This is a genomic window from Lichenibacterium dinghuense (assembly GCF_021730615.1).
In the GTDB taxonomy this organism is placed as follows: domain Bacteria; phylum Pseudomonadota; class Alphaproteobacteria; order Rhizobiales; family Beijerinckiaceae; genus Lichenihabitans; species Lichenihabitans dinghuensis.
This window is the reverse complement of the sequence record NZ_JAJLMN010000001.1, coordinates 556258-571044: the sequence shown is the minus strand read 5'-3', so window position 1 is coordinate 571044 and position 14787 is coordinate 556258. Positions and strand designations below refer to the sequence as shown.

Annotated in this window: 14 protein-coding genes; 5 read left to right on the top strand and 9 right to left on the bottom strand. The window is 72.6% G+C overall.

The genetic code is table 11. The annotated features are described in order from the left end of the window. Positions 1-22 precede the first annotated feature (22 nt). From nusA to L7N97_RS02690, 6 genes are all read right to left on the bottom strand, one after another. Positions 23-1639 carry a transcription termination factor NusA gene (gene nusA, locus L7N97_RS02715; protein ID WP_237476838.1) on the bottom strand — a complete coding sequence of 539 codons (1617 nt, stop codon included), beginning with the start codon at positions 1637-1639 and terminating at the stop codon, positions 23-25. Between the two features lie 32 nt (positions 1640-1671). Further along, the gene (rimP, locus tag L7N97_RS02710) at positions 1672-2460 is read right to left on the bottom strand and encodes a ribosome maturation factor RimP (protein ID WP_237476837.1); all 789 of its coding nucleotides are present in this window, start codon (positions 2458-2460) and stop codon (positions 1672-1674) included. Between the two features lie 179 nt (positions 2461-2639). Beyond that, a complete protein-coding gene (locus L7N97_RS02705; RefSeq protein WP_237476836.1) occupies positions 2640-3422 on the bottom strand; it encodes an alpha/beta hydrolase in 783 nt (260 codons plus the stop codon). Then, complete coding sequence (locus tag L7N97_RS02700) at positions 3419-3625, bottom strand: DUF1192 domain-containing protein (RefSeq protein WP_237476835.1); 207 nt, start codon at positions 3623-3625, stop codon at positions 3419-3421. Before L7N97_RS02700 ends, L7N97_RS02705 begins: the two co-directional genes overlap by 4 nt. A 2-nt stretch (positions 3626-3627) precedes the next feature. Further along, positions 3628-4629, bottom strand: coding sequence for an NAD(P)H-quinone oxidoreductase (locus tag L7N97_RS02695; protein WP_428980953.1), 1002 nt, complete (start codon positions 4627-4629; stop codon positions 3628-3630). A gap of 10 nt (positions 4630-4639) precedes the next feature. Continuing rightward, entirely contained in the window at positions 4640-5557 is a 918-nt protein-coding gene (locus L7N97_RS02690) for a polyphosphate kinase 2 family protein (RefSeq protein WP_237476834.1), read from the bottom strand. A 122-nt stretch (positions 5558-5679) separates the two neighbouring features. Between L7N97_RS02690 and L7N97_RS02685 the strand changes: the two genes are divergently transcribed. From L7N97_RS02685 to L7N97_RS02665, 5 genes are all read left to right on the top strand, one after another. Next, positions 5680-5916, top strand: coding sequence for a ribbon-helix-helix domain-containing protein (locus tag L7N97_RS02685; RefSeq protein WP_237476833.1), 237 nt, complete (start codon positions 5680-5682; stop codon positions 5914-5916). Beyond that, the gene (locus L7N97_RS02680; RefSeq protein ID WP_237476832.1) at positions 5916-6248 is read left to right on the top strand and encodes a type II toxin-antitoxin system RelE/ParE family toxin; all 333 of its coding nucleotides are present in this window, start codon (positions 5916-5918) and stop codon (positions 6246-6248) included. The genes L7N97_RS02685 and L7N97_RS02680 overlap by 1 nt, the downstream gene beginning before the upstream one ends. A 146-nt stretch (positions 6249-6394) precedes the next feature. Continuing rightward, a complete protein-coding gene (rfbA, locus tag L7N97_RS02675) occupies positions 6395-7288 on the top strand; it encodes a glucose-1-phosphate thymidylyltransferase RfbA (protein ID WP_237476831.1) in 894 nt (297 codons plus the stop codon). A 107-nt stretch (positions 7289-7395) separates the two neighbouring features. Beyond that, positions 7396-9432 (top strand): glycosyltransferase family 2 protein, encoded by a 2037-nt coding sequence (locus tag L7N97_RS30115; protein WP_237476830.1) that lies wholly within the window; start codon positions 7396-7398, stop codon positions 9430-9432. A gap of 60 nt (positions 9433-9492) precedes the next feature. Next, positions 9493-9939: a gamma-glutamylcyclotransferase family protein gene (locus L7N97_RS02665; RefSeq protein ID WP_237476829.1), complete on the top strand. Its 447-nt coding sequence runs from the start codon at positions 9493-9495 to the stop codon at positions 9937-9939. A 7-nt stretch (positions 9940-9946) separates the two neighbouring features. Here L7N97_RS02665 and L7N97_RS02660 read toward each other — a convergent pair whose 3' ends face one another. The 3 genes from L7N97_RS02660 to L7N97_RS02650 form a co-directional block, all read right to left on the bottom strand. Continuing rightward, positions 9947-10762, bottom strand: coding sequence for a GGDEF domain-containing protein (locus L7N97_RS02660; RefSeq protein WP_237476828.1), 816 nt, complete (start codon positions 10760-10762; stop codon positions 9947-9949). Positions 10763-10940: 178 nt separating this feature from the next. After that, positions 10941-11852: a glycosyltransferase family protein gene (locus L7N97_RS02655; RefSeq protein WP_237476827.1), complete on the bottom strand. Its 912-nt coding sequence runs from the start codon at positions 11850-11852 to the stop codon at positions 10941-10943. A 19-nt stretch (positions 11853-11871) separates the two neighbouring features. Then, the gene (locus L7N97_RS02650) at positions 11872-14745 is read right to left on the bottom strand and encodes an EAL domain-containing protein (RefSeq protein ID WP_237476826.1); all 2874 of its coding nucleotides are present in this window, start codon (positions 14743-14745) and stop codon (positions 11872-11874) included. Between the last annotated feature and the right edge of the window lie 42 nt (positions 14746-14787).

Sequence of the window (14787 nt, the reverse complement as noted above, 5' to 3'; positions counted from 1 at the left end):
CTCCTCCGCGCGTCGGGCAAGCTCAGGCCAGCGCTTCCTCGCCCTCGGCGCCCTCGCCGTCCAGGCCTTCCTCGCCCTCGCCATCCTGCTCGGCCTCGATCCAGCCGGCCTTGAGGCGCGCCTGCATGATCATGGCTTCGGCGTCCTCGCGCGACAGCTCGAAGCCGTCGAGGTAGCCGGGAACGCGGGTCGCTTCTCCGTCCTTGCGCTCCGTGTAGCCGACGAGGTCGTCCGGCACGCAGCCGGCGAAGTCCTCCACCGACTTGATGTCGTTCTCGCCGAGCGGCACCAGCATGGCCGTGGTGAGCCCCTCGATCTCCTTCAGCTCGTCGAGCACGCCGAGCGCCAAGCGCTTGTCGTCGTGCTCCTTCTCGATCGCGTCGAGGTGGGCGCGGGCGCGGGACTGGATCTCCTCCGCGGTGTCGGCGTCGAAGCCCTCGATGTTGCTGAGCTCCGCCGGCTCCACGTAGGCCAGCTCCTCCAACGAGCGGAAGCCTTCGGAGGCCAGCAACTGGGCCACGACCTCGTCGACGTCGAGCGCGCCCATGAACAGGGCGGTGCGCTCCACGAACTCCTTCTGGCGGCGCTCCGATTCCTCGGCCTCGGTCAGGATGTCGATGTCCCAGCCGGTGAGCTGCGAGGCGAGCCGCACGTTCTGGCCGCGGCGGCCGATGGCGAGCGACAGCTGGTCGTCCGGCACCACCACCTCGATGCGCGACGAGTCCTCGTCGAGCACCACCTTGACCACCTCGGCCGGCTGCAGCGCGTTGACGATGAAGGTCGCGGCGTCGGGCGACCAGGGGATGATGTCGACCTTCTCGCCCTGCAGCTCCGTCACCACGGCCTGCACGCGCGAGCCGCGCATGCCCACGCAGGCGCCGACCGGGTCGATCGACGAATCGCGCGAGGTCACGCCGATCTTGGCGCGCGAGCCGGGGTCTCGGGCGACCGCCTTCACCTCGATGATGCCGTCGTAGATCTCCGGCACCTCCTGGGCGAAGAGCTTCGCCATGAACTGCGGGTGGGTGCGCGACAGGAAGATCTGCGGACCGCGCGGCTCGCGCCGCACGTCGTACACGTAGGCGCGGATGCGGTCCGCCGGGCGGAAGGTCTCGCGCGGCACCAGCTCGTCGCGGCGCACGATGGCCTCGCCCCGGCCCGCGAGGTCGACGACGACGTTGCCGTATTCGACGCGCTTCACCGTGCCGTTGATGATCTCGCCGATGCGGTCCTTGAATTCGTCGTACTGCTTGTCGCGCTCGGCCTCGCGCAGCTTCTGCACGATGACCTGCTTGGCCGACTGGCCGGCGATGCGGCCGAACTCGAAGGGCGGCAACGTTTCCGAGATCCAGTCGCCCACCTGGGCGGCCGGGTTGCGGCGGCGCGCCTCGGGCAGGGTGATGTGGATGGCGTCGTTCTCGATCTCGTCGACCACGAGCAGGAGGCGCGAGAAGCGCGTCTCGCCCGTGCGCGGGTTGATCTCGGCGCGGACCTCGGTCTCCTGGCCGTAGCGCGAGCGCGCGGCCTTCTGCAGCGCCTCCTCCATGGAGGAGATGACGATCGAGCGGTCGATGTTCTTCTCGCGGGCGACCGCGTCGGCGATCTGCAGAAGTTCGAGCCTGTTGGCGCTGACGGCCATGGGGGTCTCCTCGGAGCGGTCGGGGCGGCGGCTCAGCGGCCGCGCGGCGCCGGCGAATGGGGGTTGGGGCGGGCGCGGCCCTGCACGCCCGCCGGGACGGCGCGCTTGGCCTTGTTGCGGTCGGCGAAGCGGCCTGGGCCGCGCCGGGCTTCCGCCGGGGTGGCGGGCTGGGCCGCGGGCTCGCCGCCCTCGGCGTCGGGCGCGGCCGTCTCGGCGGATACGGCAGCCTCGGCCTGGGCCTGCGCCCGCAGCGATTCGCGGATCAGCGCGTCGGTCAGCACCAGGCGGGCGTCGCCGACGTCCCGGATCGGCACCTCGACCGTGTCGGGCTCGGTGGCCTTGTTGTCCATGCGGCGGATCGCGAGGCGCTCGCCGTCCACCGCGTGGATGAAGCCGCGGAAGCGGCGGCGGCCGTCCATCGGCACGGCGAGCTCGACCTTGACCTCGTGGCCCAGCGCGCGCCGGTAGTCGCTCAGGCGCACGAGCGGACGGTCGATGCCCGGCGAGGAGATCTCCAGCCGGTATTCGCCGGTGATCGGGTCGTCGAGGTCGAGCACGGGGGACAGGGCCTTCGAGGCCGCCTCGCAGTCGTCGATGGTGAAGGTGCCGTCCGGCCGCTCGGCCATGATCTGCAGCACCGTGGGCGAGCCCGCCGAGATCTTCACGCGCACCAGCCGGAAGCCGAGGTCGGCCAGCACCGGCGCGGCCGCGTGTCCGACGCGGGCCGCGGCGCCGTGTTCGGTCGCGAATCGCGGCTCGTCGAGCGGAGCGTCGACGGCGGGCGCGGCATCGGCCGGGGAGTCGGGAGGCGTGAGGGTCAAGAAGGCGCTGTCCATGGGGGCCGGGCTGGCGGCCCAAAAGCAAAAGAGCGGGTCCGGCAGGAGCCCACTCTTCATCGATCTACCGGACCGTATCGAGGATCGTCGATACGGAAAGCGATGTAGCCCTTTCGGGGCGGCCGCGCAAGGCGGGGCGATCGACCGACACGGGAAGTGCCTGCCTATTCCCCCAACCACGCCGCCACGCGGTCCACGACCTCGCGCTCGATCCCGCGGTAGCCGTGCGGCGACAGCGACCCGCAGGCGCGGCCGCTGCCCCCGTCCGGCCCCGCGCCGTCCACCCGCAGCACGGCGACGCGGCGCGATCCGGTGAAGGCGCCCGCCACCCGGTCGGCGTCTTCGGGCGGGGTCACGGGGCAGCGGTCGGCCGCGTTGGCGACCACGAGCACCGGGGCCGTCACGGCGCCGGGGTCGGCGTCGAACAATGTTTCGCCGCTGCCGCCCCTTCGCGACACGGCTTCGAGCAGCACGAGGGCGGACACGCCGGGCGCGCGGGCGGCGCCGTTCGTGGCCGCGATGGCGCCCTGGCTCGTGCCGACCACCACGACCCGGCCCGGCACACGGCGCTCCGCCTCGGCCACCAGGGCCGCCACCGCGGCGCCGTAGTCCGGCGAGGCGCGCGAGCCGCGCAGGTTGCCGGCCGCGTCGGGGATGAGCAGCGCCCATCCCCGCGCGAGCCACAGCGGCGCGGTCCGGATCACGACGTTGTCGGCGTGCTCCATCGTGCCGTCCGGCGCGATGCCGACCTCGCCGTCGCCGCCCGGCAGCATCACCAGCGTGCCGCGCGGGTCGGCCGGGCGGAGCAGGAGCGCCCGCTCGGCGCCGCCGCCCGGCACGGCGACGTCGAGCACGGCCGGGCGCCACGCGGCGGGGGGCGTCAGGGAGGCGGCCGCCGCGGCCGCGGGCAGGGCGGCGGCGAGCAGAGCGAGGAGCGCGCGCCTCATCGCTTGAAGAAGGCGTCGGCGGCGCTGCGCGAGGCCTGCTTGGCGGCGATCTCGGCCTCGATCCGGGCGATCTCGTCCCGCAGCAGCGCGACGCGCTCGCGCAACTCGTCGACCGACACCGCGTCGAGCGGCTCGCCGACCGCGTGGCGGGGCTTCGGGGCGGGCCGGTCGGACGGATCCCGGAAGTCCTCGTCGCGCGCCATCGTCAGCCCTCCACCCGCAGGACGATCTTGCCGACGTGGTCGCCGCGCTCCATCCAGCGGTGGGCGTCGGCGGCTTCGGCCAAGGAGAACACCCGGTCGACCAGCACCCGCACGCGGCCGGCGGCGACGAGCGGCCAAACCTTCTCCTCGAGGGCGCGCGCGATCGCGCCCTTCTCCTCGACCGTGCGCGGCCGCAGCGTCGAGCCCGTGTGGACGAGGCGCTTGGTCATGAGCAGCGAGAAGTTCACCTCGGCCTTGGCGCCGCCCAGGAAGGCGATCTGCACGATGCGGCCGCTTTCCGCCGCGGCGCGGTAGTTCCGCTCGACGTAGGAGCCGCCCACCATGTCGAGGATCACGTCGGCGCCGCGCCCGCCGGTGGCGTCCCTGACGGCCTCGACGAAGTCCTCGGCGCGGTAGTCGATGGCGCGGTCGGCCCCGAGGGCCCGCACGGCCTCGCATTTGGCGGGGCTGCCCGCCGTGGCCAGCACGGTGGCGCCGAAGGCCTTGCCGAGCTGGATCGCCGTCGTGCCGATGCCCGACGTGCCGCCGTGCACCAGCAGCGTCTCGCCGGGCTTCAGGGCGCCGTGGCCGAAGACGTTGACCCACACGGTGAAGTGGTTCTCCGGCAGGCCCGCGGCCTCCACCATCGACAGGCCGCCGGGGATCGGCAGCGCCTGCGGCTCGGGCGTCGCGACGTAGGGGGCGTAGCCGCCGCCGGGCACCAGGGCGCAGACGCGATCGCCGACGCGGAACCGCGCCGCGCCCTCGCCGAGGGCCGCGACCTCGCCCGCCACCTCCAGCCCCGGCAGGTCGGAGGCGCCGGGCGGCGGCGCGTAGCTGCCGGAGCGCTGCAGCACGTCCGGCCGGTTCACGCCCGCCGCGGCGACGCGGATCAGCACCTCGCCGGCCCGCGGGCGCGGAACCGGGCGCTCTTCGGGCCGCAGCACCTCGGGGCCGCCGGGCTCGGCGATCGCGATGGCGGTCATCGTGTCGGGGATCGTCATGCTCAGGTTCTCACTCGGCTTCGAGCGCCGCGCGGGCCGCGGCGAAGCTCGCCCTCACCTCGTCGGACACGGCGGGCGGCTGGAGGTCGAGTGAGCGGAGCGCCTCGACCACGGCCGCCACGACGATGAGGCGCATCAGCCATTTGTGGTCGGCCGGTACCACGAACCAGGGCGCGGCCTCGGTGGCGGTGGCGCCGATAGCCTCCTCGTAGGCCGCCATGTAGTCGTCCCAGCGGCCGCGCTCCTCGAGGTCCGCGGGCGAGAACTTCCAGTTCTTGTCGGGCTCGTCGAGCCGGTCGAGGAAGCGGCTCTTCTGCTCGTCGCGGCCGACGTGGAGGAAGAACTTCAGCACGCGGGTGCCCGAGCGGCCGAGGTGGCGCTCGAAGGCGGCGATGTCCTCCAGGCGATGGTCCCAGAAGCGCTTGCCGTCCGTCAGCGACGGGGGCAGGCGCTGCGCGGCCAGCACCTCGGGGTGGACGCGCGCGACCAGCACCTCCTCGTAGTGGGAGCGGTTGAAGATGCCGATCGTGCCGCGCGCCGGCAGGTGCCGGCTGATCCGCCACAGGAAGTCGTGCGCGAGGTCCTCGGGGCCGGGCTGCTTGAACGACGTGACGGAGACGCCCTGCGGGTTCACCCCAGTCATCACGTGCTTGATGGTGGAGTCCTTGCCGGCCGCGTCCATGGCCTGGAACACCAGCAGCAGCGACCAGGTCGAATTGGCGTAGAGCGTCTCCTGCATGGACGACAGCTCGGCGATGCCGCGCCCGAGCAGGGCCCGGCCCCTCGCCTTGTCGAGCAGGTCCGCCACCGGGTTGCCGGTGGTGTGGGACGCGAGCCTGAAATGCTTGCCGGAGGTGACGCGGCAGCGCGCGACGAGGTCGCGGATGTCGTCCGGGCCCACGGGCGCGTCGTCGGATCGGTGAGACATCGCGGAAGCGCTCCGGGAGGGTGAGGACCCCGGCGAGGATGTCACGCGACCGCAGCGAAGGCCATCGGCCTCGATGCACGCGATCCGTGGTAAGGGCCGAGACGCAGGGGCTGGAGGTCGCGATGGAGATCGAACTGACACCGGACGCCGCGCGGTGGGTCGAGGCGGAGGTCGCTTCCGGCACCTATCCGTCGCCGGAAGAGGCGGTCCGGCAGGCCGTCGACCAGCTTCGACTTTCCGCCCTCAGGGCCAAGATCGACGCGGCGATCGCCGGGGGAGGGCGCAACACGTCGGAAGAAGCCCTGCATTTCGTCCAGAAGTACCTCGATTCGGGTGGTCGGTCGGTGGACGACGGCTGATGCCCCGGCTCGTCTATCTCGACAGCGCCCTCGACGATCTGGCTAAGATCGCCGCCGACATCGAGGCGTTCACCGGCGACCGAGAAGCCGCGCTGGCTTCCGTCACCAGACTGACGCGGCATTGCGAGCGCATCGCCGGACTCCCCGGCCTGCTCGGTCGCCGTCGCCCCGAACTCCGATCGGATTGCCGCAGCATCACGGCCGGATCGTACCTCGTCTTCTTCCGCTACCTCGACGAGGGCGGACCCCGTGCCATCCTGGAGGTGATCCACGTCCTGCACGGAGCACGCGACCTGAAAGCCTTCTTCCGCAGGACCTACGGAGATCGGTGAGCCCGTTTCCCGGACCTGACCGGCTGTTCCACCGCGCCGTTCCCGAGCGCCCCCTCGCATGAATCGAGTTGCCCCCGCGGGGGGACGGCGCTATGGCGGCGCCTCACGGGCGCGGGTCTGGGCCGCGGCAGCACGGACGAGGCGACATGCGCGGCATCATCCTGGCGGGCGGAAGCGGCACGCGGCTTCACCCCATGACGCACGTCGTGTCGAAGCAGATGCTGCCGATCTACGACAAGCCGATGATCTTCTATCCGCTGTCGACGCTCATGCTGGCCGGCATCCGCGAGATCCTGATCATCTCGACGCCGCGCGACCTGCCGCAGTTCCGCGACCTGCTCGGCGACGGCTCGCAGTGGGGCCTCGAGCTCAGCTACGCCGTGCAGCCCTCGCCGGACGGCCTCGCGCAGGCCTTCATCATCGGGGCGGATTTCGTCGGCGACCAGCCCTGCTCGCTGATCCTCGGCGACAACGTCTTCTACGGCCACGGCCTTCCCGAGATGATGCGCCCGGCCGCGGCCCGCACCGAGGGCGCCACCGTCTTCGCCTACCACGTCAACGATCCCGAGCGTTACGGCGTGGTGGACTTCGACCGCGACGGCATCGCGGTGTCGATCGAGGAGAAGCCCGCGAAGCCCAAGACGAGCTGGGCCGTGACGGGCCTCTACTTCTACGACGCCGAGGTGGTCGAGATCGCACGCGCGCTGAAGCCCTCGCCGCGCGGCGAGCTGGAGATCACCGACCTCAACCGCGTCTACCTCGAGCGCGGCGCGTTGCGGGTCGAGCGGATGGGGCGCGGCTTCGCCTGGCTCGACACCGGCACGCCGGACAGCCTGCTCGAAGCCGGCGAGTTCGTCCGCGTGTTCGAGAAGCGCCAGGGCTTCCGCATCGCCTGCCCGGAGGAGATCGCGCTGAGCCAGAACTGGATCGACGAGCGGCTCTTCGTGGAGCAGGCCGAGCGGCTCAAGAAGAGCACCTACGGGCAGTACCTGTTCAAGGTGCTGGCGGAGCGCGGGCCCGCCGAAAGCGCGCGCCGCTGAGCCCAGCGCCGATCCTGCCGCCGGGCTGGCGCGCCGAGCCCGCCCCGGCGTGGCAGGCGGGCACCGAACCCGTCACGCTGCGCCACCCCGAGCCGGGGCTGCGCCTGGTGAGGGAGTTCGCGCCCCCCCTCCCGGTCGGCTGGTCCGCCCTGACGCTGCGCTACGGCGGGCCGGGGATCGCCGACGCCCGCCTGACCTTCGGCTTCGACGACGGCACCGCACTCGTCCAGCACGTCGCCAAGGCGGGCCGCAACAGCTTCTTCGCCATGGTGCGGCCGCCGCGCCCGCTCGTCCGCGTCACGGTCGCGGTGACGGGCTCGGCTGCGCTCGGAAATCCCGCCGTCCTGGAGTTCCGCCCCGTGCCGGCCGGGGAGCGGCGGATCGCGCTCCTGCGCCGCGCCGCCGCGGTGCTGCGCGGCGACCCGCGCTCCTTCCCGTGGCGACTCGCCCGCTTCGCCGTGCAGATGAGCCGCTCGGGCCGCACGGTGATCCCCGCCTCGACGGCCGCCGCCACCCCGGAGGCCGCCTACGCGCTGTGGCGGGAGCGCTTCGACGAGCGGCCCGAAGCCGAGGCGGAGTTCCATCGCGGGCGCCTCGCGGGGCCGGCGGCGCGGCCGCGCTTCACCGTCCTGGCCGGGCCGGACCTCGACGCCGCGGCGCTCGGCGCGCTGCTGGCGAGCCTCGACGCGCAACTCCGTCCGGATTGGGAGCTGCTGGCCCCGGCCGGACTCCCGGCGCCCGACCACCCGGCGCTGCGCCGCTACGACCCCGCCGATCCCGACGGCGCGCTCGCCGCGGCGCGCGGCGCCTTCATCCTGCTGCCGCGCCCCGGCACGCGCCTCAGGCCGCACGCATTGCTCGTCCTGGCGCTGGCCATCGACCGCCACCCCGACGCCAAGCTCGTCTACGCCGACGAGGACCGGATCGGCGCCGACGGCGCCCGCTCGGATCCGCTGTTCAAGCCGGCCTGGTCGCCCGCGCGGCTCTTGTCTTCGAACTTCGTCGGCGACCCGTGCTGCATCGCGGCGGGGTCGCTGCGCGGCGTCGGCCTGTCAGCCGAGGACGGCGCGGCGGAGTTCGGCGTCGCGGCCTGGCGGCACGACCTCATGCTGCGGCTCGGCGAATGGTTCGAGCCGCGCGACGTGGTCCACGTCGCGCAGGTGCTGAGCCACGGCACCGGGCCGGCCGCGCCCCCCGCCGCCGAGGCGCGCAAGGAGGCGATCCGCCGGGCGCTGCGGCGCCGCGGCGCCGACGCGCGCGTTCTGTCCGACCCGCGCTCGCCCGACCCCCGCGTCGCCTTCGCGGCCGACGACAAGCCGCTCGTCACGCTGATCGTTCCGACGCGCGACCGCGCCGACCTGCTGCGCATGTCGGTCGGCAGCATCCTCGCCAAGACGGCCTACCGCCGCTTCGAGGTGGTGGTGGTCGACAACGGCTCGGTCGAGGACGAGACGTTCAAGCTCTTCGACGGCTGGGCAGGCGACCCGCGCGTGCGGGTGCTGCGCGACCCCGGCCCCTTCAACTACGCGCGGCTCAACAACGCCGCGGCGCACACCGCCAGGGGCACGCTGCTCGGCCTCGTCAACAACGACGTCGAGGTCACGGACGCCCACTGGCTGGAGGAGATGGTGGGCTGGGCCGCGCAGCCCGGCATCGGCTGCGTGGGCGCCAAGCTGTGGTACCCGGACGGGCGGCTGCAGCACGGCGGCGTGGTGGTGGGCGTCGCGGGCGCCGCGGGCCACCGCCACAAGCGCGCCGGCAGGGACGACCGCGGCGGACGCGACGACCTCGTCACCGTCAACGAGGTGTCGGCCGTCACGGCCGCCTGCCTGGTCGTGCGCAAGAGCGTCTACGACGCGGTGGGCGGCCTCGACGAGGCGCGCTTCGCGGTGGGCTACAACGACGTCGACTTCTGCCTCAAGGTCGCGACCGCCGGCTACCGCAACCTGTGGACGCCCTTCGCCGAGATGGTCCACCACGAGAGCGTGAGCCGCGGGCGCGACCTCAGCCCGAAGACGGCGGAGCGCTTCAACCGCGAGGTCGCGGCGCTCAGGGAGCAGTGGGGCGAGCGGCTGCTCGACGATCCCTATTCGTCGCCGAACCTGACCGTGGACGCGGAGGACGGGTCGATCAGGGTGCAGTGACGGCGCGGGGCGGTGTTCCTCAGTCCTGCCGTCCCGTGAGCGGGTTCAGGATCTGTGACGTTGAGATCCCGGTGCAACTTCGTGCTCTACTTCGCCTACGGTTCGAACCTCCACCACGCCGGCATGCTGGGCCGCTGCCCGGCGGCGGTGCCGCTCGGCCGTGCCCTGCTCCCCGGCCACGCGCTCGTGTTCCGTCTCTGGGCCGACGTCGAGCCCCGCGCGGGCAGCGCCGTGGCGGGCGGCTTGTGGCGGATCACGCCAGCGTGCCTCACCGCACTCGACGACTACGAGGACGTGGCGTCCGGCCTCTACAGTCGCCTCTCGCTGCCCGTATGTCCCGAGGGCGCGGCAGAGCCCGTCGAGGCGCTGGTCTACCGCATGACGGCGACGCACGGGGCGATGCCCGAGCCCGGCTACCTCGCCGTGATCCTCGCCGGCTGCCGCGACTTCGGGATCGACGAGGGGCCGGTGCGCGACGCGGCCGCGGCGGCAGGGCGGCGCGGGTGATCGAGCGCTACGCCGCCAGGCTCACCCGGTCCCGCCCCTCGCGTTTCGCGCCGTAGAGCGCGGCGTCGGCGCGGCGGGACAACATGTCGGCGGTTTCGCCGGGGCGCAGAGTGGCGAGGCCGAGGCTCACCGTCGCCCGAAGCTCGCCGCCGTCCTGCAGCGACACCGTGGTCTCGGCCACGGCGCGGCGCAGCCGCTCGGCCGCGGCGGCGGCGAAGCCCCCCTCCAGCCCCGGCACGATCACCACGAACTCCTCGCCGCCCACGCGGCAGGGCGTGTCGAGGTGGCGGCTCTTGGCCGCGATCAGCGTCGCGACCTGCTTCAGCACGAGGTCGCCGGCCGCGTGGCCGTGCGTGTCGTTGACGCGCTTGAAATGGTCGATGTCGAGGGCGAGCAGCGACAGCGGCAGGCCGATAGCCCGCGCGCGGCGCACCTCGTCGGCCAGGCGCTCGTCGAAGCGGCGACGGTTGGCGAGGCCCGTCAGGGGATCGACGAAGGCCGCCTCCTCCAGGGCCTCGATGCGCAGCAGGTCGTGCGCGGTGCGGCGCGACAGCGACACCACGCCCAGCACGAAGCAGGGGCCGAGCACGTGGATGCCGGATGCCGCCAGATCCCAGCCGTCGAGCGGCCTCGCCAGGTCGGCCGCCGAGGCGGCCAGCAGCAGCCCGATGCAGCACACCATGATGAACGTCAGGCCGGTCCAGGCCAGACGCAGCCCGGGGGCTCGCACGAGCCCCGTCACGTCGCGAAGGGGGATGATCGCCGACGAGGCGATGCAGGCGCCCGCGACGTTCATCGCGAGCACGGGGCCGTTGAGCGACAAGGGAAGTCTCCCAGAGGTAGCACGGCGCCGCATCCGGCGCCGCTTCGGGACGCCACCTTTGTAAGTTGCGCGTCCTGAAAGAGCCGTTGCCGCTTCCGCTCGCATTCGAGCGATCCCGTTATTCAACCGCGCCGCCTCGGCGTGCCGCGCGCGTCCTCCGGCCCGCGTGCGTCGCCCGTCAGGGGTCGAGCCCCGGCGGCACGCCGAGGCGGCCGCGGAGCCCGTCGGCGAGGCCGCGCAGCATCGGCCGGACGGCCTCCGCCCGGAAGCCGTGATGGCGCGCGAAGCCGAAGCCCTGCAGCGGCAGGTAGGCGATCTGCTTCAGCTTCCAGCCGAGCGGCACGTGACGGAGGCGCAGCGCGTAAAGGTTGTTGCGGAGGTAGGTGCCCATGCGGAACGGGCGCTGGTTCGGCATCGACAGGCCGAAGCCGAGCGGGATCGTGCCCGTGCCTACCGTGTGCTCCATCGGCACGTCGGGGGCCAGCCAGCAGGACCGCCCGCGCGCCCAGGCGCGGAAGCACCATTCGGTGTCGATCGCGTCGATGAAGAAGTCGGCGCGGAACAACCCCGTCTCGCGCAGGGTCACGAGGTTGAACAGCGTGCCGGATGTCGGCAGGAAGTCGACCGGCACGAGGTCGCCCTCGGGCGCCGCGCCGCGGCGTGCGCGGTAGCGCGGGGGCTTTGAGGCCTCGGCGACGCGGCCGCGCGGCGCCACGAGCCGCGGGGCGACGGCGGCGGGCGCGCGGCGCGACGCTTCCAGCCTGTCGAAGGCCGCGCCGAGGAGCGGCAGCATGCCGGGCCAGGGGCGCGAGTCCTGGTCGAACAGCGCCAGCCGCTCGTAGCCGTCGCGGCTGGCCGCCAGCGCGATGACGTTGAGCCCCACGCCGACCCCGAGGTTGGTGCCGGCCTCGATGGCGACGAGCTTGGGATAGTCGGCCAGCACCATCTCCAGCGCCGGGTCGAGGGATGCGTTGTTGAACAGGTAGACGCGGTCGACGTCGCGCGACAGCACGGCCACGAGGTCGAGCAGCAACTCGGCGTCGGGGTGGAAGGAGACGATGCCGGCCGCGACGGGGAGGGGCTCGCTCATGCCGGGGCCGCCCCCGCCCTCAGGCGGCCTCGCTGGCGGCGCCGACGAGGCGCCGCGCTTCGGCCGCCGTGATGGCCTGGCCGAAGGCGAAGCCCTGCGCGTATTCGCAGCCGAGCTGGGAAAGCTCGATCACGTCGCTCTCGGACTCGGCGCCCTCGGCCACCACCTCCATGCCGAGGTCGTGCGCGAGGCCCACGATGGAGCGCAGGATGATGGGCCGCGCGCCCTTGCCGTTCTGGCGCACGAAGCTCTGGTCGATCTTGATCGTGTCGAAGGGGAAGCGCTGGAGGTAGCTCAGGCTCGAATAACCCGTGCCGAAGTCGTCGAGCGACAGGCCGGCCCCGAGGTCGCGGATGCGGCCGAGCATCTTGGCGGCATATTCGGGGTTCTCCATCACCAGGCTCTCGGTGAGCTCCAGCTTCAGCGAGTCGCGCAGCACGCCGGAGCGGGTGAGCACGGATTTCACGTCGCCGAGCAGGTCGTGGCGCAGGAGCTGGCGCGAGGACACGTTCACGCTGGCGTAGATCGGCGGGTAGACGTCGAGCGCCGCCTGCCAGGCGGCCAGCTCCCTGGCGGTGCGGTCCAGCGCTAAGAGGCCGAGGTCGACGATCAGCCCGGTCTGCTCCGCCACGGGGATGAACTCGGACGGGGGCACGACGCCGAGCCGCGGATGCGTCCAGCGCAGCAGGGCCTCGAATCCCGCGATGGTGCGGTCTTCCAGGCGCACGATCGGCTGGAAGTGGACCTTGATCTCGCCCCGCTCGACGGCGCGGCGGAGGTCCGACTCGACGGTCACGCGCTCGGTCCGCACGGCCCGCATGGCGGGGCGGAACAGCTCGACGCGGTCGCCGCCGCCGCGCTTGGCGTGCGCCATGGCGACCTCGGCGTCCTGCAGCATGGTTTCGCGCTTGGCGTGGACGCTGGGATCGTAAGGGGCGATGCCGCCCGAACAGGTGAGCGCGATCTCGTGGTCGCCGAAGGTGATCGGCGTCGACAGGGTTCGGCGCAGCGTGTCGGCCAGGGCCAGCACGGCGTCGAGGTTCTGCTCCGACATGACGATGAAGGCGAACTGGTCGCCGCCGATCCGCGCCATCGTGTCCTGCTGGCGCAGCAGGCGGCCGAGGCGGCGCGCGATGGTGAGCAGGATCGAGTCCCCGACCGACGGCCCGACCTGCTCGTTGACCTGCTTGAAGCGGTCGACGTCGAGCGTGATCACGGAGGGGCGCGACGCGCCGACCCCGGCCCCCATGGTCAGGGCCGCGTTGAGCCGGTCGAAGAACAGCTCGCGGTTCGGCAGGCCGGTGAGGTTGTCGTGCACGGCGTCGTGGAGCAGGCGCTCCTCGGCGGTCTTGCTTTCCGTGCAGTCGGACAGGGTGCCGACCACGCGCACGACCTCGCCGTCCTGCCCCACCACGGGGCGGGCCTTGAGCGCGTACCAGAAGTAGTGACCGTCCGCGGCCCGCAGGCGGAAGAAGTGCGAGATGCGGCCGCAGCGCTGCTCCAGCACCGTGTCGAGCGAGGCGCGGTAGCGCTCGCGGTCGAAGCCGTGCAGCAGGTCGAACCAGCCGGAGGCGGGACCCTCGAGGCTGCCGCGCTTGAGGCCGAGCTGGTGCTCGATCTCGGGGCTGACGTAGATGCGGTCGGCGTCGACGTCCCAGTCGAAGATCACGTCGCCGGAGCCCGTCAGCGCCAGCGCCTTGCGCTCGGAATCCGACACCGCGCCGTGGCCGAGCCCGCTGCCCGCGAAGGCGTTCTGCATGATGGTGAAGCCGATCAGCATCACCAGGAGCACGAGGCCGCCCATCAGGGCCGGGGACACGAGGTCGTTGCTCAGCACGCCCTCGACCGTGAAGCCCGCCGCCGTGACCCACATGGACAGGATGAACCAGGTCGGGATCAGCATCACGGCGCGGTCGTAGCCGTGGGTCGACAGGTACAGCACCAGGATCAGGCCGACGCCCGCCACGGCGCCCAGCGTGATGCGGGCGACCCCGGCCGCGACCGGCGCGTTGAAGTAGGCGAAGACGACGAGCGCCAGCAGCAGCAGCGAGGACACGACGCCGATGTGGCCGTAGCGGACGTGCCAGCGGTTGAGGTGGAGGTAGGCGAACAGGAACACGAACAGGGTGGCGGCCAGCACGGCCTCGGCCACGGCGCGCGCCACTTGGTCGCTGTCGCCCCCCACCGCGAAGAGGCGGTGCCAGAAGCCGAAATCGATGCACACGTAGGCCAGCACCGCCCAGGCGAGCGCCGCGGCGGCCGGGAAGATCACCGCGCCGCGCACCACGAAGACGATGGTGAGGAACAGCGCCAGCAGGCCCGCGATGCCGATGACGATGCCCTTGTAGAGCGTGATGTTGTTGATCTGGTCCTTGTAGGCGTCGGGCGCCCACAGGGTCAGCTGCGGCAGGTTCGGCGTGCGCAGCTCCGCCACGTAGGTGACGGTGGAGCCGGGGTCGAGCGTGATGCGGAAGATGTCGGCGTCGGGGCTGTCCTGCGCTTCGGGCGAGAAGCCCTGGCTCGCCGTGATGGCCGAGATGCGGTTGGCGCCGAGATCGGGCCACACGAGCCCCGAGCCGACCAGGCGGAAGTGGGGCGCCACCAGCAGCCGCTCGATCTGCTCGTCCGTGTCGTTGGTGAGCGCGAAGACGATCCAGTTCGGATGCGTGCCGGGCTGCTTGGCGCCGACCTCGATGCGCCTCACGATGCCGTCGGCGCCGGGCGCGGTGGAGATCTGGATGCGGTCGCCCTGGCCGGTGAAGTGCTCGACCACCGGGGTGAGGTCGACGGCCGTGCTGTCCAGCGACACCCGCACCGCCTCGACGGCGGAGGCGGACCGCGGCAGCGCGAAGCAGAGCAGGGCGAGGACGATCAGGGTGAGGGAACGACGCACGGCACCTGGACTGCGTGGATTCGGGCGGACAACCGTGCCGCT

Bases quoted from the DNA above. Each gene is read 5' to 3' on its own strand.
- nusA (WP_237476838.1), bottom strand. From the start codon at position 1,639: ATGGCCGTCAGCGCCAACAGGCTCGAACTTCTGCAGATCGCCGACGCG.
- L7N97_RS02705 (WP_237476836.1), bottom strand. From the start codon at position 3,422: ATGAGGCGCGCGCTCCTCGCTCTGCTCGCCGCCGCCCTGCCCGCGGCC.
- L7N97_RS02700 (WP_237476835.1), bottom strand. From the start codon at position 3,625: ATGGCGCGCGACGAGGACTTCCGGGATCCGTCCGACCGGCCCGCCCCG.
- L7N97_RS02695 (WP_428980953.1), bottom strand. From the start codon at position 4,629: ATGACGATCCCCGACACGATGACCGCCATCGCGATCGCCGAGCCCGGC.
- L7N97_RS02690 (WP_237476834.1), bottom strand. From the start codon at position 5,557: ATGTCTCACCGATCCGACGACGCGCCCGTGGGCCCGGACGACATCCGC.
- L7N97_RS02685 (WP_237476833.1), top strand. From the start codon at position 5,680: ATGGAGATCGAACTGACACCGGACGCCGCGCGGTGGGTCGAGGCGGAG.
- L7N97_RS02680 (WP_237476832.1), top strand. From the start codon at position 5,916: ATGCCCCGGCTCGTCTATCTCGACAGCGCCCTCGACGATCTGGCTAAG.
- rfbA (WP_237476831.1), top strand. From the start codon at position 6,395: ATGCGCGGCATCATCCTGGCGGGCGGAAGCGGCACGCGGCTTCACCCC.
- L7N97_RS02655 (WP_237476827.1), bottom strand. From the start codon at position 11,852: ATGAGCGAGCCCCTCCCCGTCGCGGCCGGCATCGTCTCCTTCCACCCC.